This is a genomic window from Streptomyces sp. NPDC049597, assembly GCF_040675505.1.
Classification (GTDB): domain Bacteria; phylum Actinomycetota; class Actinomycetes; order Streptomycetales; family Streptomycetaceae; genus Streptomyces.
Genome location: NZ_JBFAOY010000018.1, coordinates 16,830 through 34,796 on the forward strand (window position 1 = coordinate 16,830; position 17,967 = coordinate 34,796).

Annotated in this window: 17 protein-coding genes; 5 read left to right on the forward strand and 12 right to left on the reverse strand. The window is 71.3% G+C overall.

Translation table 11 applies throughout. The annotated features are described in order from the left end of the window. From AB0K02_RS20825 to AB0K02_RS20835, 3 genes are read left to right on the forward strand one after another with little or no spacing between them, the layout of a single operon-like run. On the forward strand, positions 1–789 hold the full coding sequence (locus AB0K02_RS20825) for an ABC transporter ATP-binding protein (RefSeq protein WP_365993951.1): 789 nt from the start codon (positions 1–3) through the stop codon (positions 787–789). Further along, the gene (locus tag AB0K02_RS20830) at positions 776–1,672 is read left to right on the forward strand and encodes an ABC transporter permease subunit (protein WP_365993952.1); all 897 of its coding nucleotides are present in this window, start codon (positions 776–778) and stop codon (positions 1,670–1,672) included. The genes AB0K02_RS20825 and AB0K02_RS20830 overlap by 14 nt, the downstream gene beginning before the upstream one ends. 6 nt (positions 1,673–1,678) lie before the next feature. Next, the gene (locus tag AB0K02_RS20835) at positions 1,679–2,506 is read left to right on the forward strand and encodes a sirohydrochlorin chelatase (protein ID WP_365993953.1); all 828 of its coding nucleotides are present in this window, start codon (positions 1,679–1,681) and stop codon (positions 2,504–2,506) included. A 3-nt stretch (positions 2,507–2,509) separates the two neighbouring features. Here the strand turns inward: AB0K02_RS20835 and AB0K02_RS20840 are convergent, their stop codons facing one another. The 5 genes from AB0K02_RS20840 to AB0K02_RS20860 form a co-directional block, all read right to left on the reverse strand. After that, complete coding sequence (locus tag AB0K02_RS20840; protein WP_365993954.1) at positions 2,510–3,106, reverse strand: TIGR03086 family metal-binding protein; 597 nt, start codon at positions 3,104–3,106, stop codon at positions 2,510–2,512. Between the two features lie 60 nt (positions 3,107–3,166). Then, a complete protein-coding gene (locus AB0K02_RS20845) occupies positions 3,167–3,811 on the reverse strand; it encodes a DsbA family protein (protein ID WP_365994053.1) in 645 nt (214 codons plus the stop codon). A 106-nt stretch (positions 3,812–3,917) separates the two neighbouring features. Continuing rightward, positions 3,918–4,343 (reverse strand): nuclear transport factor 2 family protein, encoded by a 426-nt coding sequence (locus AB0K02_RS20850; protein ID WP_365993955.1) that lies wholly within the window; start codon positions 4,341–4,343, stop codon positions 3,918–3,920. Then, positions 4,336–4,884: a DUF1697 domain-containing protein gene (locus AB0K02_RS20855; RefSeq protein WP_365993956.1), complete on the reverse strand. Its 549-nt coding sequence runs from the start codon at positions 4,882–4,884 to the stop codon at positions 4,336–4,338. The genes AB0K02_RS20850 and AB0K02_RS20855 overlap by 8 nt, the downstream gene beginning before the upstream one ends. A gap of 168 nt (positions 4,885–5,052) precedes the next feature. After that, positions 5,053–6,252, reverse strand: coding sequence for a S8 family peptidase (locus tag AB0K02_RS20860; RefSeq protein WP_365993957.1), 1,200 nt, complete (start codon positions 6,250–6,252; stop codon positions 5,053–5,055). A gap of 377 nt (positions 6,253–6,629) precedes the next feature. Between AB0K02_RS20860 and AB0K02_RS20865 the strand changes: the two genes are divergently transcribed. Further along, positions 6,630–8,879, forward strand: a complete 2,250-nt coding sequence (locus tag AB0K02_RS20865) for an MMPL family transporter (protein ID WP_365993958.1) — start codon at positions 6,630–6,632, stop codon at positions 8,877–8,879. A 145-nt stretch (positions 8,880–9,024) separates the two neighbouring features. On the opposite strand, the gene AB0K02_RS20870 is transcribed toward AB0K02_RS20865, so the two are convergent. From AB0K02_RS20870 to AB0K02_RS20880, 3 genes are read right to left on the reverse strand one after another with little or no spacing between them, the layout of a single operon-like run. Continuing rightward, complete coding sequence (locus AB0K02_RS20870; protein WP_365993959.1) at positions 9,025–10,317, reverse strand: extracellular solute-binding protein; 1,293 nt, start codon at positions 10,315–10,317, stop codon at positions 9,025–9,027. Further along, positions 10,317–11,159, reverse strand: a complete 843-nt coding sequence (locus tag AB0K02_RS20875) for a carbohydrate ABC transporter permease (RefSeq protein ID WP_365993960.1) — start codon at positions 11,157–11,159, stop codon at positions 10,317–10,319. Before AB0K02_RS20875 ends, AB0K02_RS20870 begins: the two co-directional genes overlap by 1 nt. Then, on the reverse strand, positions 11,156–12,061 hold the full coding sequence (locus tag AB0K02_RS20880) for a sugar ABC transporter permease (RefSeq protein WP_365993961.1): 906 nt from the start codon (positions 12,059–12,061) through the stop codon (positions 11,156–11,158). The genes AB0K02_RS20875 and AB0K02_RS20880 overlap by 4 nt, the downstream gene beginning before the upstream one ends. A gap of 159 nt (positions 12,062–12,220) precedes the next feature. Between AB0K02_RS20880 and AB0K02_RS20885 the strand changes: the two genes are divergently transcribed. After that, entirely contained in the window at positions 12,221–13,081 is an 861-nt protein-coding gene (locus AB0K02_RS20885; RefSeq protein WP_365993962.1) for an aminoglycoside phosphotransferase family protein, read from the forward strand. Positions 13,082–13,495: 414 nt separating this feature from the next. Here the strand turns inward: AB0K02_RS20885 and AB0K02_RS20890 are convergent, their stop codons facing one another. From AB0K02_RS20890 to AB0K02_RS20905, 4 genes are all read right to left on the reverse strand, one after another. Next, positions 13,496–14,218 (reverse strand): 3'-5' exonuclease, encoded by a 723-nt coding sequence (locus tag AB0K02_RS20890; RefSeq protein WP_365994054.1) that lies wholly within the window; start codon positions 14,216–14,218, stop codon positions 13,496–13,498. Between the two features lie 97 nt (positions 14,219–14,315). Then, the gene (locus AB0K02_RS20895) at positions 14,316–15,551 is read right to left on the reverse strand and encodes an SAV2148 family HEPN domain-containing protein (protein WP_365993963.1); all 1,236 of its coding nucleotides are present in this window, start codon (positions 15,549–15,551) and stop codon (positions 14,316–14,318) included. 100 nt (positions 15,552–15,651) lie between these two features. Further along, on the reverse strand, positions 15,652–16,971 hold the full coding sequence (locus AB0K02_RS20900) for a copper amine oxidase (protein WP_365993965.1): 1,320 nt from the start codon (positions 16,969–16,971) through the stop codon (positions 15,652–15,654). A gap of 86 nt (positions 16,972–17,057) precedes the next feature. Next, a complete protein-coding gene (locus AB0K02_RS20905) occupies positions 17,058–17,894 on the reverse strand; it encodes a Tat pathway signal sequence domain protein (RefSeq protein ID WP_365993966.1) in 837 nt (278 codons plus the stop codon). Between the last annotated feature and the right edge of the window lie 73 nt (positions 17,895–17,967).

Below are 17,967 nucleotides of genomic sequence, written 5' to 3' on the forward strand. Positions count from 1 at the left end.
ATGGCCACTGCCATCGCCAAGGCCGACGACCGCGTGCGCACCGAGTACGCGGCCCGGATCGGGCATGTCTCCAAGTCCTTCGCCGGCCCCGCCGGCACCCAGCTCGTCCTGGACGACATCACGCTCGATGTCGCTCCGGGCGAGTTCGTCACCCTCCTGGGGGCCTCGGGCTGCGGCAAGTCGACGCTGCTCAACCTGGTCGCGGGGCTGGACCGGCCGACGGCGGGATCCATCGAGACCCCCGGCGGCCGGCCCGCCCTGATGTTCCAGGAGCACGCGCTGTTCCCGTGGCTGAGCGCGGGCAAGAACATCGAACTGGCGCTGCGCCTGCGCGGCGTGCCGAAGTCGCGGCGCCGCCCGGAGGCGGAGCGGTTGCTGGAGCTGGTGCGGCTCGGCGGCGCGTACGGCAAGCGGGTGCACGAACTGTCGGGCGGTATGCGGCAGCGGGTCGCGATGGCTCGCGCACTGGCGCAGGACAGCCAGTTGCTGCTGATGGACGAGCCGTTCGCGGCGCTGGACGCCATCACGCGCGACGTGCTGCACGACGAGCTGACCCGCATCTGGCGGGAGACAAACGTCTCGGTGCTGTTCGTGACGCACAACGTCCGCGAGGCGGTGCGGCTCGCGCAGCGCGTGGTGCTGCTGTCGTCGCGGCCGGGCCGTATCGCCCGTGAGTGGACCGTGGACATCGATCAGCCGCGGCGCATCGAGGACTCCGCGGTGGCGGAGCTGTCCGTCGAGATCACCGAAGAACTGCGTGGGGAGATCCGCCGACATGGCCAGCACTGACACGACCGCGAAGGCCACGGTCAAGAACGACGACCTCGCGGGGCTGGAGGCCGGTCTCGACGCGCTGGACGCGGTGCAGGTCAGCCGCACGCCGGTGCGCGAGGTGCTGCTGCGGAAGGTGCTGCCGCCGCTGACCGCCGTCGCCCTGGTGCTGGTGGTGTGGCAGCTGCTGGTCTGGGCGGAGGTCACGGAGGCCTACAAGCTGCCCGCGCCGTCCGCGGTGTGGGACAGCGTGTCCGAGATGTGGCTGCAGGGCACGCTGCTCGACGTCGTGTGGACCAGCGTGTCCCGCGGTCTGCTGGGCTTCCTGCTGGCGCTCGCGATCGGCACGCCGCTCGGCCTGCTGGTCGCCCGGGTGAAGTTCGTCCGCGCCGCGATCGGGCCGATCCTGTCCGGGCTGCAGTCCCTGCCGTCGGTGGCCTGGGTGCCGCCCGCCGTGATCTGGCTGGGGCTGAACGACTCGATGATGTTCGCCGTCATCCTGCTGGGCGCGGTCCCCTCGATCGCGAACGGCCTGGTGTCGGGCGTGGACCAGGTGCCCCCGCTGTTCCTGCGGGCGGGCCGCACGCTCGGCGCGACCGGGCTGAAGGGCACCTGGCACATCGTGATGCCGGCGGCGCTGCCCGGTTACGTGGCGGGCCTGAAGCAGGGCTGGGCGTTCTCGTGGCGGTCGCTGATGGCGGCGGAGATCATCGCGTCCTCCCCCGATCTGGGCCTTGGGCTCGGCCAGTTGCTGGAGAACGGGCGCAACAACGCCGACATGGCCGGCGTGTTCCTCGCCATCGTCCTGATCCTGATCGTCGGCATCGCGATCGACCTGCTGATCTTCAGTCCGCTGGAGCGGTGGGTGCTGCGCAGCCGCGGTCTCCTCGTCAGGAGCTGAGTCCGGATGCACAGCCCCGCCCTCCGGTCACCGGCGGCCACTCTGTCGAGGAAGCTCCCCCAGACTCCGTCCGGGGGCACCCGCAGCGCGCCCGTCCTCCTCGTGATCGCCCACGGCAGCCGCGACCCGCGTCACGCCGCGACGGTGCACTCCCTCGTCCGGCGTGTGCGGTCGCTGCGGCCGGGGCTGCGCGTCGAGGTCGGCTTCCTGGACTTCAACGTGCCGTCGGTGACGGGCGTGCTGGAGCGTCTGGCCGCCGAGGACGTCCGCGAGGTGGTGGCGCTGCCGCTGCTGCTGACGCGTGCCTTCCACGCGAAGGCCGACATCCCCGCCGTCCTGCGCGAGGCTCCCGCGTCGCTCGGCATACGGCAGGCCGAGGTGCTGGGTCCCTCGCCGCTGCTGCTGTCCGCCGTCCACCGACGGCTGTACGAGGCGGGGCTCGGCCCCGCCGACAAGAGCTCGACCGGCCTGGTGCTGGCGTCGGCGGGCTCCACCGACCCGGAGGCGATCGCAGTGATCGACCAGACAGCGCGGGAGCTGCGGCACACCGGTTGGTGCGCCGTGCGACCTGCGTTCGCCTCCGCTGTATCCGCCGACGGCTTCCCCAGCACCAAGGACGCCGTGCGCGAGCTGCGCGCCCTCGGCGTGCGCCGGGTGGCGGTCGCGCCGTACGTGATCGCCCCCGGGCGCCTGCCGGACCGCATCGCGGAGGGCGCGCGGGACGCGGACGTGCTGGCCGATGTGCTGGGCCCCGGGCCGGAGCTGGCCCGTCTGCTGCTGACCCGCTACGACGAGGCGCGCACCCGGGAGCGTGCCCTGGCATTCACCGCGTAACGGTCAGGCGGTGACGGGCGCGGTCCAGCGGGGGTCGCGGCCCGCCGCCGCCAGGGCCCGTTCGAACGCGGTAGCCGACCCGTCCGCCGCGACGGGCGCGGCGAATCCGCCGTACTGCCGATAGATCTCGGCGTGGGCTTCCACGACATCCAGGACGAGTGCGCCCGCCGCCTGGGAGACGCGGTACTCCTGCCCGGTCGCGCGCGCCAGGTCCCAGCCGTGCACGGCCAGTTCCTTGGTGATCAGCGAGACGGTATCGCCTGCCGGCATGCTCGTGAAGCCGAGATCCACCTCGCCCTGCCACACCGCCGGGTCCGACCATGCGGCGAGGGCGCGGTCCAGCTGCTCGGCGTAGCTCAGTGGCCAGTCGGCGTCCGCCGTGAAGTCGCGGGCGGTGAGCTCAGCGGACAACTGCCGGCGCAGGGCGCGGTGTTCGAGTCCGTGGGCCGTGTAGAGCACGAGATGGTTGACGAGCGTCCTGATGTCCCAGTCGGTGCACGGCGTCGGTCCGGTGAGCCCGCTCGCGGCGGCGCCCCGGGCGACCCGTGCGGCCTCGGCGGCGCATTCCGACAGGCAGGGGTACACGGTGTCCTTGTTCATGCCCCGTATCCTGCGCCGCGCCCGGTGCGCGGGTCTTGAACAAACGCGACAGCGCCGCCGTCAGTCGAAGACGAGGCTGCCGGTGCGGGCGCGCTTGAGTTCGAAGAGGTCGGGGTGGCCGGCGAGCACCCGGAAGCTGTCGAAGAGGGCGACGGCCTCCTCGCCCCGCGGGATCGAGTTGAGGACCGGGCCGAACCAGACGGTGCCGTCGACGTGCAGAGTGGGGGTGCCCACGTACGCCTCGGCGGCCGGGTCCTTGCCGGTGTCGTGACTGGCGCGCACCTCGTCGTCGTACGACGGGTCGTGCGCTGCCGCGGCCAGTGCGGCGGGCAGGCCGAGTTCGGCCAGGGACTCGGTGACGACCGCGTCGAAGTCCTCGTTCCGGTCCCGGTGGATCCGAGTGCCCAGTGCGGTGTAGAGGTCGCGCAGCACACCGTCGCCGTGCTGCCGGGCGGCGGCCGCGAGGACGCGCACCGGTCCGACGGAGCGGTCCACGAGATCGCGGTACCAGTCGGGCAGTTCGTTGCCGATGTTGTGCAGGTACAGGCTCATCAGACGGAAGCGGAGGTCGAGGGCGCGCTCTCGCTCGACCTCGAGGATCCAGCGTGAGGTGATCCAGGCGAAGGGGCAGACCGGGTCGAAGTAGAAGTCCACGACGGTCTTCTGCGAGCCGGCCGGGCCGTCGGTGCGCTGCGCGGTGTCCATGACGTCGACCCTAGCCATGGATTGGCACGCTCCCACGGGCCATTCGCCTTCCGTTCCGGTGGGCCATTCCGGTGTCGCGGTTCGCGGCTCGCCGTACCGCGAGCGGCTACGGGGCTCCCGTCTCCGCGAAGCGTGTGCCCTGGTGGAACCAGAGCAGCCAGTCGCCGCCGGTCCGCCGCCAGATCGAGCTGCGGTGGGCACGCTGGCCGCCCGACTCGGTGTCGAAGGTCAGATGCACGACGTCGGCCGCGAGCTGCACTCCTCTCATCCGGGAGGTGGTGATCGGCCGGTGCGAGGGCGCGCCCGGCGACGACAGAGCGGACAGTATGGACTCGCGGTCCCAGAGCCGGCCCGAGGTGCCGAACTCCGTGTAGCCGGGGTGGAGGAGCCGCGCGAGCTGTTCGGGGCTGGACCGCACCGCCGGGTCGAGCAGCCAAAACTCCGCCTCCATCGCGGCGTTCACGGCATCGGTCCCGGGTTCAACGGCTTCGGTCACGGCTTCGGTCACGAGTTCAGTCACGAGTTCAGTCACGGGTCATCTCCACCAGTTTGACGACGGTGTTCCAGTTGCGGCTGGTCGCGACGACGCCCTTGAAAAGGCTCGGCCGGCCCAGCACCTCGGCGAGTTTGGAGCGGCCGAGGCCCTCCGGCGTGTACAGGTACATCACCCGGTCGCCGAGCCGGAACTCCTCCGGCAGGAGGGCCGCGGCGTCGACGGACGCCAGCCGCTCGGGCGCGAGCTGCTCGGAGAGGAAGGTCACGTGCAGCTGCTTGCCCTGGAGCGTGTGAGCGGGGAAGGGGCAGGCGTCGGCGACCGCCCGCAGGTACGCACCGTCGCGCACGAGGATGTCGACCCGGAAGCCGAAGGTCTGCTCGACGGCTTCCTCGATCCCGGCGGCGAGCGCCCGCTCGTCGCCCGCCGCGCTGCTGAAGACCACGTTGCCGCTCTGCAGGTAGGTGGCGATGTCGCTGTGACCCAACTCCGCGAGGAGCGCGCGGAGTTCGCCCATGGGGACCTTTTTCTTGCCGCCCACGTTGATTCCGCGCAGCAGGGCGGCGTACCTCGTCGTCATGGGCACACGATAAGGCGGCCGCCGCGCCCCGTGGGGGAGGGCACGGGGGCCGCCGGCTCGGCGGCGCACACGCCGCGGGGGTGCCGCCCGGGCGGCAAAGTTCCGGCCCGGACGACACCCCCAGGGGCCCTCCTCCGCATCAGGTGCGGGCGGAGGAAGGGCCCTTGGTCACTCGACGACCTTCAGCAGCTTGTTCGGCGTGCCGGAGGACGGGTTGGTGATCTTGTCGGCCGTGGCACCGTCGGTGAGCGCCTTGGCGACGTCCGCCGGGGTGGCGTCCTGGTGTCCGGCGAGGTAGACCGCGGCGGCGCCGACGACGTGCGGGGTCGCCATCGACGTGCCGGAGATGGTCTTGGTGCCCTCGTCGCTGTCGTTCCAGGAGGACGTGATGTCCGAGCCCGGCGCGTAGATGTCCACGATCTCGCCGAAGTTGGAGAAGTCCGACTGGGCGTCGTCCTTCGTGGACGAGGCGACCGTGATGGCCTCCTGGACACGGGCCGGGGAGCCCTGGCCCGCGTCGCTGGACTCGTTGCCCGCCGCGACGCCGAAGGTGACACCAGCGGCGATCGCCTTGCGGACGGCCTCGTCGAGGGCCTCGTCGGCGCCACCGCCGAGGCTCATGTTGGCGACGGAGGGGCCCTGGTGGTTCTGGGTGACCCAGTCGATGCCCGCGACGACCTGCTCCGTGGTGCCGGAGCCGTTGTCGTCGAGGACGCGGACGGCGACGATCTTCGCCTTCTTGGCGACGCCGTGCGCGGCACCGGCTATGGTCCCGGCGACGTGCGTGCCGTGTCCGTTGCCGTCGTCGGCGCTGTCGTCGTTGTCGACGGCGTCGAAGCCGTGCGTGGCGCGGCCCTCGAAGTCCTTGTGGGAGATGCGGACTCCGGTGTCGATCACGTACGCGGTGACGCCTTCGCCGGCGGTGTCCGGGTAGGTGTACTTGCTGTCACCGGCGGTGTCGGCCTGGTCGACGCGGTCCAGGCCCCACGACGGCGGGTTCTCCTGGGTGGCGTTGATCGTGAACTTCTTGTTCTGCACGACCTTGGCGACGGCCGGGTCGGCGGCGAGGCGCTTGGCCTCGGTCTCCGAAAGGCCGCTGGCGGAGAAGCCGTTGATGGCGGAGCTGTAGTTGCGCTTCAGCGTGCCGCCGTACTCCTTGGCCAGCTCCTTCTTGTCGGCCTTCTGGTCGAGCATCACGATGTAGCTGCCCGCGACGGCGCCTTCGGCGTTCGCGCCGTAGATCTTGCCCTCGGCGGGCGCCGCGGCGCCGGCGAAGGACGTGTTGAGAAGCGTTACACCCGCTGCAGCTGCAACGGCGGTCACGGCCGCCGTCAGCTTGATCCGGTTCGAGCGCTTGTGAGTTGCCATGAAGAGGGGTCTCCTCGTCATCATTTGTGGGGGGGATTGCCCCGCGGCCGTAAAAACTCCGGGGACTGGTTCGAAACCCTGACCGATTGACGCGCCCAGATCAAGACCTTCATCTACCTGTGACTTACTCAACAAGGTTTCGCAATAAGAAATCGGCCAGGGCCGCCCAAGTCGGACTCGGGCTTCAACTGCCCATAGATGTAAGGGGCTTCGGTCCCCCATGTCGGGGATGTGCCCCCTTCTGAAGGAGGAGGGCATTGCCGGTTCCCCTCGTCGGCCGGCAGGACGAGACGACCTGAATACGCCCTTAGCTTCGAAGCGGACACGGCGGCGAATACCGCCGTCTGTGGAGCGACGCACAAGGGGGCGTGAAGATCATGGGGAGAGCTGGAGGGGGAACGCGCGGGATCGCCGCGCGGGCGGGCGGCTGGAGCGCTCGGCACCGCTGGGCCGCCGTGGGGATCTGGGTGCTGTTCGTCCTGCTGGCCATGGTCGCGGGGTCGGCCACCGGCCGGGAGGAACTCAAGGACAGCGAGCAGTTGTCGGGTGAGACGACGCAGGCGGCGCGCATCACCGAGGAGGCCGGCATCGCCGAGCCCGCGGGCGAGACCGTACTCGTCCAGGCACGGAACGGGTCGGTCAAGGCGACGGACCCGGCCTTCCGCGCCGCCGTCGACGACGTGATGAAGTCTGTCGACGGCACCCGTGAAGTCACCGCCGTGACCTCGCCGTACGACACCGGGAGCATCTCGAAGGACGGGCGCAGCGCGCTCGTCCAGTTCGACGTACGCGGCGACCCCGACACCGCGAGCGAGCGGATCGACCCGGTCCTTGAGGCCGTCGCCGATGTGCAGGAACGCCACCGGGAGCTGCGGATCGAGGAGATCGGCGGCGCCAGCATGAACAAGACGTTCGACGAGGCGTTCGGCGACGACTTCCAGCGGGCCGAGTTCTCCGCGGTGCCCGTCGCGCTCGGCATTCTGCTCATCGCCTTCGGCGCTCTGGTCGCGGCACTTCTGCCGGTGCTGCTGGCCATCACGGCGATCATGGCGACGATGGGCCTGATGGGCGTCGTGAGCCAGGTGATGCCGATGAGCGAGACGGCGAACTCCGTGATGCTGCTGGTCGGTCTCGCGGTCGGCGTCGACTACTGCCTGTTCTACCTGCGGCGCGAACGCGAGGAGCGGGCTGCGGGCCGTGACGGCCGGACCGCGATCCTGATCGCGGCGGCGACCAGCGGCCGTGCCGTGGTGGTCTCCGGTGTGACCGTGTGCGTCGCGATGGCCGGCATGCTCTTCACCGGCATCGGCGAGTTCGAGTCGATGGGCCTGGCGTCGCTGATCGTGGTGGCGGTCGCGATGGCGGGGTCCGTGACGGTGCTCCCCGCGCTGCTGTCGCTGCTCGGCGAACGGGTGGAGAAGGGCCGGGTTCCGTTCCTGCGCCGTACGAAGCGGGACACGAGGGGAGACGGCGGCAGCCGGGTCTGGACGGCGGTGCTCGGCGGGGTGCTTCGCCGCCCGCTGGTGTCGTTCCTGGTCGCGGCGGGTGCGCTGGTCGCGGTCGCGCTGCCCGCGGTCGGCATGAAGACACAGAACTTCACCCTGGACCAGGAGTTCGGCGACTCCGTGCCGATCGTGGCGACGTACGAACGGATCAACGAGGCGTTCCCCGGCGGGGCGGACCCGGCTGAGGTCGTGATCAAGGCGGACGACATCGACTCCGCACCCGTTCGCCGCGCCATCGCCGATTTCCGTGCGCAGGCGGTGAGTTCGGGCGCGTCCCAGGGCCCGGTCGAGGTCGTCACGCACAAGGAGCACAACCTCGCGTTCGTCTACGTCCCCCTGGTGGGCGGCTCCGACCAGGACCGGGCGGAGAAGAGCCTGGAACTGCTGCGCGACACGGTGCGTCCCGCCACCCTGGGCGAGGTCGACGGGCTCGAGGCTCCCATCAGCGGTCAGGTCGCGGGCTCGAAGGACTTCAACGACCAGCTGACGGGCGCGGTGGCACCGGTGTTCGGGTTCGTGGTGGTGTTCGCCTTCGTGCTGATGCTGCTGTCGTTCCGGTCTCTGACGATCGCGGTCACCTCGATCGTCCTCAACCTGCTGTCGGTGGCCGCGGCGTACGGCATCCTGACGGCCGTGTTCCAGCACGGCTGGGGCGCGTCACTGGTCGGCGCGGAGGGCGTGGGCGCGATCATCGCGTGGCTGCCGCTGTTCCTGTTCGTGATCCTCTTCGGGCTGTCGATGGACTACCACGTGTTCGTGGTCTCCCGTATCCGCGAGGCGAAGCTCCAGGGCCGGGGGACGCGTGAGGCGATCACGCACGGCGTGGTGACGACAGCGGGCGTGGTGACGAGCGCGGCGGTCATCATGGTGGCGGTGTTCGCGATCTTCGGAACGCTGTCGATGCAGTCGATGAAGCAGATGGGTGTGGGCCTCGCGGCGGCGGTCCTGATCGACGCGACGATCATCCGCGGCGTACTGCTGCCGGCTGTGATGGCGCTGCTGGGCGACCGCAACTGGTACTTCCCGAAGTGGCTCCACTGGCTCCCGGACCTCACCCACGACGAGCCCGCCGCCGACTCGCCTGCACCGGGAAGGCGCGAGCCGGAACGCGTGGGCGCATAGCGGACAGGCGTCTGCCCGCTGTGACCCCGTCTCCCGTGTGCGGGCTGCCGTTCGGCAGCCCGCACACGGCTGGGAGGGGCTCGCGCCCGTCAGCGCGCGGCGCCGGCGGCCGGCACGTGGCGTCGGACCGGTGCCCGGCGCCGGCTCAGCGCTGATAGCGGGCCAGTACCAGATTGCCGTCCCCGACCAGCCTTTCGCGCAGTTCGCCGGCGTCGATCGCCCCGCTGTAGTACTCCTGGTACGCCGGGGTCGCGACCTTGTCCTTCCACTCCGGATACCCGCGCACCGACTGCGCCGGAGCCGACCGGAGATGCCGGGCGAGCTCGGCGCCCGTGGCCCAGCCGTGCCTGTCCGTGTGCAGGGCCGGGTCGTCGAGCGCCTCGGTCCCCGTCGGCAGCATCCAGTCGCCCTGGGCGAGCCGCACCATGTTCCTCGGCTGGAGCATGAAGTCGATGAACCGCGCCGCCTCCTTCTTGTACGGACTGTCCTCGGCGACCGACAAGGTCTGTGGGCTCACGCCCTGCGCCGGCCCGCCGGGCCCGGCAGGCGCGGGAAGCACCGTCCACTCGAATCCCTCGGGTGCCTGCCGGACGATCTGCTGCCGGTAGGAGAAACCCAGCGGAACCATGGCGTACTTGCCGCCGAAGAGGCCGGGCAGTGTGTCCGAACCACCGGAGCCCAGCGTGCTGCGCGTGGCGCTCTTGTCGACGTTGACCTGGTCGTGGACGGTCCGGGGCACCACCGCGTCCCCCTCGGTGAACCGGACGGTGACCTTGCCGTCGTCACCGCGGTGGAACAGCTGTCCGCCGGCGGACAGCCCGAGGTTGAGCGTCACGGACACCGGCTCCTTCAGCGGCCAGGCTATGCCGTACTTCCCCTCCCCCATGTGCTCGGCCAGGTCCTTCGTCACCTGCCGGAACTCCGCCCAGCTCCACGGCCGGCCGGCCGTCGGGACACGGACCCCGGATGCGTCCAGGATCTTCTTGTTGGCGATGAGGACGCGGGGCTCCTGGAGGAACGGCACGCCGTAGACGCCGTCGCCGAAGGTGGTCGTCCGCCAGCTCTGCCGCGGGATGTCGGCCTTGAGGCGCTCGGGCAGCAGATCGGTGAGGTCGGCGAGGTAGCCGCCGTACGCGAAGTCCGCGAGGTCGTCGGAGGCGTCGTGGATGATGTCCGGCGCCTCGCCTCCCTCGAACGAGGTGAGCAGTTGGTCGTGCACGCTGTCCCAACTGCCCTGGACGTACTCGACCTGGATGTCGGGGTGGGACTCGTTCCACTCCCTCACCAGTTCCTTGTTGGCGTCGACGGACTCCTTCTGCCACGCCAGGGACTGGAAACGGAGCCTGATCTTTCCGTCGGCGCGGTCCCCGTCCCCGCCGCAGCCGGTGAGCAGCAGGGCGAGGGCGGCGACGGCCGCGGGCAGCAGTCGTGCGCGCATCAGTTCTTCACCGCCCCGGCGAGCATGCCGCCCGTGATCCGCTTCTGGATGATCGCGAAGATGACCAGCGAGGGGAGCGTCGCGAGGAACGCGGCCGCCGCGAGCGGCCCGAGGTCGGCGACGCCCTCCGCGCCGAGGAAGTGTGTGAGGACGACCGGCAAGGTCTGCTTCTCCGGGGTCTTGAGCAGCACGAGCGCGAAGAAGAACTCGTTCCACGCGGTGATGAACGCGAAGAGCGCGGTGGCGACGATCCCGGGCGCGAGCAGCGGGGCCGTCACCGAGACCAGCGTCCGCAGCCGGCCGGCGCCGTCCACGGCCGCGGCCTCCTCCAACTCCTCCGGCACTGCCCGGACGTAACCGACGAGCATCCACAGCGCGAAGGGCAGCGACCAGACGACATAGACCATGATCAGCCCGAAGAGGGTGTTGATCAGATGGAGGTTCTTGAGGATCAGGAAGAGCGGAATGATCACCAGGACGAACGGGAACGCCTGGCTGACCACGACCCATCCGGTGGCCGCGGTCGTCAGCCTGCCGCGGTGGCGGGCCATCACGTACGCCATGGGGGTCGCGATGACGACGGCGGTCAGGGCCGCGGCGAGCGCCGCGAGCAGACTGTTGCCCGCGGCCTGGAGCAGCGGCTGTTCGTCGAAGGCCTGCCGGAAGTTGTCGAGGGTCGGCTGCTGGGGGATCCAGGTGGGGTGCAGGGATCCCAGCTCCCGCGCCGGCTTGAACGCGGTGGAGACCAGCCAGAGGAACGGAAAGGCGAGGAAGGCCAGATAGCAGACCAGCGCGACGTACTGCCCGGCACGTCCGGCTCTGCTGGTGCGCAGCGCGCTCATGTCTCGTCGCCTCCCTTGAGCCGTCCCACGAGGTAGAAGGCGAGCATCACCGACATGACGGCGACCATGACGCAGCCCATGGCGGCCGCGTAGCCGAACTGGCCGTAGCGGAAGGCCTCTTCGTAGGCGAAGAGCATGGGCAGCCGGGTCCGTCCGCCCGGTCCTCCGTTGGTCAGCACGTAGACCAGGGCGAACGCGTTGAAGTTCCAGATGAGGTTGAGCGCCGTGATGGCGAGCGCGACGGGTCGCAGCGCGGGCCAGGTGACGGTGCGGAACCGGCGCCAGGCGCCCGCTCCGTCCAGGGCGGCCGCCTCGTGGAGCTCGTGCGGGGTGTGCTGGAGACCGGCCAGCAGGGCCACCGTGGTCTGCGGCATGCCGGCCCACACACCGACGAGGACCACGGCGGGCAGCGCGGTGGCGAGGCCGGTCAGCCAGTCGCGTCCGTCGCCGAGGCCCAGGTCGCGGAGGGTCTCGTTGAGGATGCCGGCGTCGGGGTTGTAGACGAGCCGCCACATGATGCCGACGACGACCTCGGGCATGGCCCAGGGCACGATGGCGAGCGCACGGGCGAGCCAGCGAAGCCGCAGCCGCTGGTCGAGCAGCAGGGCGAGGCCGAGGGCGAGGAGGAACTGCGGGACGGTCACTCCGGCCGCCCACAGCAGGCCGACGCGGAACGACTCCCAGAACAGGGTGTCGTGCAGCAGGTCCCGGAAGTTGAGTGTGCCGACCCACTGGGTGGGCTCGGTGCGGCCCGCCTGCGAGTCGGTGAGGGCCAGCGCGATGCCGTAGAGCAGCGGGCCGACGCTCAGTAACAGGATGGGGATCAGCGCGGGCAGGACGAGGAACCAGGGGCCGAAGGCCGGTTTCCTCCCTAACCGCGCCGTTGCGGTCGCCGATGTCATGTATTCGACTCCTTCGGGCGGCCCGGCCCTGACCGGGTCCTGATCCGCCGCCCCGGCGGCCCCGTCATCGTGCTGACGGGTCGTCGGTTCGTCAAGGCCACCTGCACGGATGCGAGACTTTGCCCGATACACGACAGGGCACTGGGCTGGGAGAGACCGATGGACGAGACACGGGCACGCGACGTACTGGCGGCGGCCGGGCTTGTGGCCGCCGCCCGTGACGCCGCGCTGCTGGCACTCGGCGAGAACGCGGTCTTCGTGGCGGGCGACATCGTCGTGAAGGTCGGCCGTGACGCCGAGCTGCTGCCGCGTGCCGAGCGGGAGCTTGCGGTGGCGGCCTGGCTGGCCGACGCGGGGGTCCCCGCGGTGCGCGCGGCGGAGCCGCGGGCGCAGCTCGTCGACGGCCACCCGGTGACGCTCTGGCACCGGCTGCCCGACGCCGTGCGCCCGGCGGCACCGGCCGATCTGGCACAACTGCTGGTCCGTGTCCATGCGCTCGGTGCTCCTTCCTTCGCGCTGCCCCGCCGCGATCTGCTGGGCGGGGTCGAACGGTGGCTGCGGCTGGCCGGGGACGCGATCGACGCCGCCGACGCCGCGTATCTGCGCGAGCGCCGTGACGGCTTCGCCGAGGCGGCGGCCTCACTGACGCCGCATCTGCCGCCCGGCCCCATCCACGGCGACGCGCTGCCCCGCAACGTCCATGTGGGCCCGGACGGCCCGGTGCTGGTCGACCTGGAGACGGTCTCCTGCGACCTGCGCGAGCACGACCTCGTGGTCATGGCTCTGTCCCGCGACCGCTACGGCCTCGATCCGGCCGCCTATGACGCGTTCACCGCCGCGTACGGCTGGGACGTGCGCGAGTGGGACGGCTGCGCGGTCCTGCGCGGTGCGCGCGAGACGGCAAGCTGCGCGTGGGTGGCCCAGCACGCCCCGACGAACCCCAAGGCGCTCGCCGAGTTCCGCCGCCGGGTGGCCTCACTGCGCGACGACGACCCCGAGGTGCGCTGGTACCCCTTCTGAACCACCGAGCGGTGCGGCACGCTCACCACGGGCACGGCCGGCGAACACTCGTCCCTCGCCTCCGAAACCGGGCCGGCAAGCCACGGCGGCGGCCCGGCACCCGGCACCGCGTCGGCCCCCTCGGCCACACACGGCGGCCCGTTCCCCGCCGACGAGAACACCTCGGCCAGCCGGAGGGCCTCCGGTCCCTGGGCGACTGCCGGTTCCCCTTGAGCACGACCACCGGTACGGGGTCGCCTGCCGACCGACCGCACCCCGAGGCCCACGGCGCGGCGGCGGCTTTGCCGCCCGGGCCGGACGCGCAGGCGCCCGCCCCGGTGGTGTCTCCACGCCGAGCCGGCTCCCGGAACGACCTCGGCGCGGGAAGCGCCCTCCGGCCCGGTTCAACGCCCTCGGCCCGACAGGCCCCGGCGGTCAGGCCCCCGCGGGGGCGAGGGCGCGCAGGGGCCAGGACGCGTCGACCACGGCCTCCGGGCTCCCCTTGCGGCGCAGAAAGCTCTGGAAGTCGGCCGCCCACTGCGCGTACCAGCTCACCTGGCGCTCGTGCAGCAGGCCCGGGTCGAGGCGCGCCACCGACGGGTGGCGCTCGGCTATCGCCCGGGCGACGAGGACCGCGGCGAGCGCGTCCGCGTCCGCGCGGTGGGCGCGGTCGAGGACGACGCCGTACTCGGCGCAGACCGCCTCGAGGTTGCGCTTGCCCTTGCGATAGCGGTCGACGGCGCGGTCGATCGTGTACGGGTCGATGACGGGGCCGATCGGGCGGCCGTCCAGCCGCTCGCTCAACGAGGGCAGTCCATGGCGGCGCAACTCGGCCGTGAGCAGCGTCAGGTCGAAGGCCGCGTTGTACGCGACGACCGGGACACCCCGCTGCCAGTACCCCGTGAGCACCTGGGCGACCTCGTCGGCCACCTCGCGGGCCGGCCTGCCCTCCGCCGCCGCGCGCTCGTTGCTGATGCCATGGATCGCCGAGGCCTGCTCGGGGATCCGTATCCCCGGGTCGGCCATCCAGCCGCGGCGCAGCACCGGCTCCCCCGCGTGCAGTTCGACGACGGCGGCCGTCACGATGCGGGCGTCGAGCGGATCGGTGCCCGTGGTCTCCAGATCGAAGCCGGCCAGTGGGCCCCCGTGCCAGGACATCATGCCCCCTCCTCCATGGTGCGATGGTGCTTCCCCCGTTGGTTCCCCACCTTCCCACGCACCACTGACAACGAGGCGGGAACCGTACTCCGCCGGATCAGGACACGGGGCGTGAGTCGGTCCACACCGACTCGAACTCCTCGCGGTAGGTCTGGAAGAGTCCGCTCTCGCCGTCCTGCCCCGAGCGGACCACCGAGCGCCTGTCTCCCCGCAGGACCAGCACGGGGGCCTCCATGCCGCGGGCGCGGCGCAGGTAGGACTGGACGACCGCGAGGCCGTCGGGGCCGTCGCCGTCCACGAGGTAGGCGGTGAAGCGGGGGGTCTCGTCGAAGACCTGGATCTCGAAGGCGCCCGGGTCCCGCAGCCGGGAGCGGACCCGGCGCATGTGGAGGATGTTCATCTCCACGGTGCGGCTCAACTCGCCCTTCTTGATACCGAGTTCGCGTTCGCGCCGCTTGACGGCGCTGCTGGCCGGGTTGAGGAAGAGGAGCCGGACCCGGCAACCGGACTCGGCCAGCCTCACGAGGCGGCGGCCGGAGAAGTTCTGCACGAGAAGGTTCAGGCCTATGCCGATCGCGTCGAGGCGACGCGCCCCGCCGAAGAGGTCCTCGGCCGGCAGCTGGCGCTGGAGCCTGACCCGGTCGGGGTGGACGGAGACGACGTCCGCGTACCGGTCGCCGACCAGGTCCTCGACGGCGTCGACGGGGAGGCGGTCGGCGGAGGGCACTCCGGCGCCGCTGCCGAGTATCTCCAGCAGGCGGGCGGAGGCGCGCTCGGCCTGGGCGAGGACGGCCTCGTTGAGCGCCCGGTTGCGGGAGACGACGTTGCGCGCCACCTCCAGCTCGTCCAGCGCCAGTTCGACGTCGCGCCGGTCGTCGAAGTACGGCTCGAAGCAGGGCCAGTGCTGCACCATCAGCTCGCGCAGCTGGGGCAGGGTGAGGAAGGACAGGACGTTGTCGTCCGCCGGGTCCAGCAGGTAGCCCTTGCGGCGCGAGACCTCCCGCACGGCGACCGCCCGCTGCACCCACTCCTGGCCCGCGGGGCCGGCCGCCGCGACGACCCAGTCCTCGCCGTGCACGGGGTCGTAGATGGGCCGCAGCACGGCGGCGACCACCGCTCGCAGCCGCTGTTCCACCAGATTCAGCCAGATGTAGGCGCGGCCTGCCCGCTGGGCGCGCGTGCGCACCTCGCTCCAGGCCTCCGCGCCCCAGTCCAGCTCCGCCCCGATCTCCATGGGCCGCGCGAGCGAAACCGCTCCCGGTGGGACCTCGGCAGAGTCTCCCCCCTCGTGACCCGCGTCACCTGGGGGCAGCTCCAGGCCTCCCGAGCTCACCCGCGCACCGCCTTCTGCTTTCCTGGAACGCCGTCTTCAACGATCAAGGAAGCCTACTCCGGGAGCGGGAGGCGGTGCAGCAGGATGAGCCGGTTGTTTCTCAACTCCCGTGATCGTGATGGCCGTTCTGCTCGGCGAGATCGGCCGGAGTGAGCGGATTCATAGACGTCACGTCCCGTGCGGCGAGCTGGAAGCCCTGCCAGTGGACCGGCATGGGCTGCTGGTCCTCGTCCCGGGCGATGTGGTGGAACCCGATGTTGACCCAGACGATCGGATTGGTGAGGTTCTCACCATTGACCCATTTGTCCACGCTCGTGGGCGCGTTCCTCCCGCAGTCGAGGACGTTGTCGCTGGCGAACTGCTCGCAGGCCCTGTTCTGAGTGAAGTAGATGTCGTGCTTGGTGAAGGGGCGGCCCTCGTGCCTGCTGGACGGGCCGGGCACGATCTCGTACGAGCGGGCGTGGCCGTCCCTGTTCTTGCCCCGCGCGCTGACCACGCGCCACCAGCGCATGGTGCGGGCGTCTCCGGCGAGTTCCTTGGTGACAGGGGTCCGGGTCGTCTTCACGGTCGGACTGCCGTCGCCCGTGGGGGCGGTGACCTTCGAGTCGTACTGCTCCACCCGGTTCGTGTTACCGCCGTCGAGGCCGAAGTCGAGACGCCAGAACACGTTGTGGGCGTGGCTGGTGGCGTAGTCGCGGGCGCCCTTGCCTATCGGCCACCCGCGGCCGTCGGCGGCGTTGTAGTCGTCGGGTGCGAGGCTGCCCGTCGCGCCGACGTTGGCGGAGACGGTGCCGTCGGAGGAGAACCGCCATTCGGTGATGTACTCGTACCAGGCCACCTTGTTGACCGTGTAGACCAGCAGGTCCTTGCCCTGGGCCTGCCAGACCTTCGTGCCCTCGTCGCCGGCGAGCCGGTAGGCGTGGCCGCGGGCACGGGTGGTGGTGCACAGGCCGTCGACCGTCCCCATCTCCGGGACCCTGACCTTGGTGACCGTGCCGCCGGGGCACTCGGCGGGCGCGAGGTTCTGCAGGCCCCAGCCGAATCCGGCGCCGGTGAGGTCGTCGTACTCCGCGTTGCCGTCGTCGTACGGCACGTGTATCTGGGCGAGCTTGGCGCTGTTCAGCACCGGGATGGGACGCCGTTCGCCCTTGGGCTGATAGGTGATCCTGTCGAGGATCAGGCCGTGGCCGGTGTCGTAGCGCCAGCACATCCGCCAGGTCGTGCCGCCGTCGAGCTTCTGCTCGATGCGGTAGGCGACGCTGCAGTCGGAGTGCGGCGGCCTGGGGGCGGCCTGGGCGCCGCCCGCCGCTGCGGGAGCGGCGGAGGCCGGGCCGGTGGCGGCGCCGGCGCTGCCGAGCAGCGCGGCCGCCGCCAGCAGCGCGCCGCGCCTGCGGACGCGGACGAGTGTGTTCACGGGCATCTGGACGTACTCCCTCACCGGGACGTGCGGACGTAGTGGCACAGGTTGTGCGGGACGGTGCGCCGCCACAGCGGCGCGGCGGCCGGTCAGCCGACGCGTGCGACGGTCCGGGCGCTCAGGTCGACGATCAGATTCCGGATCTCGATCCAGGGACCGTTCACGACCTTGGTGACGAGGCGGACACAGCGGTGCTCGCCGCAGCGGTCCAGCTCCTTCGGCACGTCCTTCTCGCGGTGGGTGCGGTAGACGTCGCCGTTGAACCAGAGCTGATCGGGTGAGGTGAGGGACCGGCCCGTCGCGTGCCGGTAGTCGGCCTTCAGGTCGGAGCCGAGCGGGTCGGCCAGGATCAGCGCCACGGCCTCGCGCAGCTCCTCCGGGTGCGGCGACGGCTGGACGCCCCGCTGGACGCCCGTGCGTTCGACCCTGCCGGAGTCGAGGTTGACGGTCGAGGTGACGAGCTCGTCGGTCCGGTAGTCGTAGAAGCTGACCTCGGCACGGCGCACGGCCGCCTCCGGAGCGGTGGGCGGCGGTTCCGCGAGATTGGTCGCGACGTGCTGCGGACCGCGGCCGCCCGTCGCGTTCTCGCCCTCCGACCGGGCAGCCGATGTCAGCGCGATCCGCTCCGCGCGGCTCAGCTCGGCCGGTGTCAGCGGGTCCCTGCCGACCCCCCGCTCTCCCTCACGCGGCACCGCGACGGCAGGAGGCCGCGACTCGGCGGCCGAGCCGCTCCCGGCCTCACCGCCCTCCCCCGCGCCCGCCGGGCCTGCCGCGGCCGGGACCCGGGCCTGGCCGCCCGCCCCGTTCGCGTCGTCGGCGCCCGCCGTGTCCGGCAGAGTGATTCCCACCATCAGGGCCGTACCCGTCACCGCCATGGCGGTCCCCGCCAAGAGCTTCCCCAGGTGACGGCGCACCAATTGGCGCACTTGTCCCCCCTTTCCCCCAGGATCCCCATTGGTCACCCGGTAGGACGGTTCGAAGTCCTAGGAGGTTGCTCCA

What these genes read in the sequence shown, in the direction of transcription:
- AB0K02_RS20900 (WP_365993965.1), bottom strand. Translation starts at nt 16,971, where the DNA reads ATGCCCGTGAACACACTCGTCCGCGTCCGCAGGCGCGGCGCGCTGCTG.
- AB0K02_RS20840 (WP_365993954.1), bottom strand. Translation starts at nt 3,106, where the DNA reads ATGAACAAGGACACCGTGTACCCCTGCCTGTCGGAATGCGCCGCCGAG.
- AB0K02_RS20830 (WP_365993952.1), top strand. Translation starts at nt 776, where the DNA reads ATGGCCAGCACTGACACGACCGCGAAGGCCACGGTCAAGAACGACGAC.
- AB0K02_RS20885 (WP_365993962.1), top strand. Translation starts at nt 12,221, where the DNA reads ATGGACGAGACACGGGCACGCGACGTACTGGCGGCGGCCGGGCTTGTG.
- AB0K02_RS20860 (WP_365993957.1), bottom strand. Translation starts at nt 6,252, where the DNA reads ATGGCAACTCACAAGCGCTCGAACCGGATCAAGCTGACGGCGGCCGTG.
- AB0K02_RS20845 (WP_365994053.1), bottom strand. Translation starts at nt 3,811, where the DNA reads ATGGACACCGCGCAGCGCACCGACGGCCCGGCCGGCTCGCAGAAGACC.
- AB0K02_RS20855 (WP_365993956.1), bottom strand. Translation starts at nt 4,884, where the DNA reads ATGACGACGAGGTACGCCGCCCTGCTGCGCGGAATCAACGTGGGCGGC.
- AB0K02_RS20875 (WP_365993960.1), bottom strand. Translation starts at nt 11,159, where the DNA reads ATGAGCGCGCTGCGCACCAGCAGAGCCGGACGTGCCGGGCAGTACGTC.
- AB0K02_RS20880 (WP_365993961.1), bottom strand. Translation starts at nt 12,061, where the DNA reads ATGACATCGGCGACCGCAACGGCGCGGTTAGGGAGGAAACCGGCCTTC.
- AB0K02_RS20890 (WP_365994054.1), bottom strand. Translation starts at nt 14,218, where the DNA reads ATGTCCTGGCACGGGGGCCCACTGGCCGGCTTCGATCTGGAGACCACG.
- AB0K02_RS20835 (WP_365993953.1), top strand. Translation starts at nt 1,679, where the DNA reads ATGCACAGCCCCGCCCTCCGGTCACCGGCGGCCACTCTGTCGAGGAAG.
- AB0K02_RS20825 (WP_365993951.1), top strand. Translation starts at nt 1, where the DNA reads ATGGCCACTGCCATCGCCAAGGCCGACGACCGCGTGCGCACCGAGTAC.
- AB0K02_RS20870 (WP_365993959.1), bottom strand. Translation starts at nt 10,317, where the DNA reads ATGCGCGCACGACTGCTGCCCGCGGCCGTCGCCGCCCTCGCCCTGCTG.
- AB0K02_RS20865 (WP_365993958.1), top strand. Translation starts at nt 6,630, where the DNA reads ATGGGGAGAGCTGGAGGGGGAACGCGCGGGATCGCCGCGCGGGCGGGC.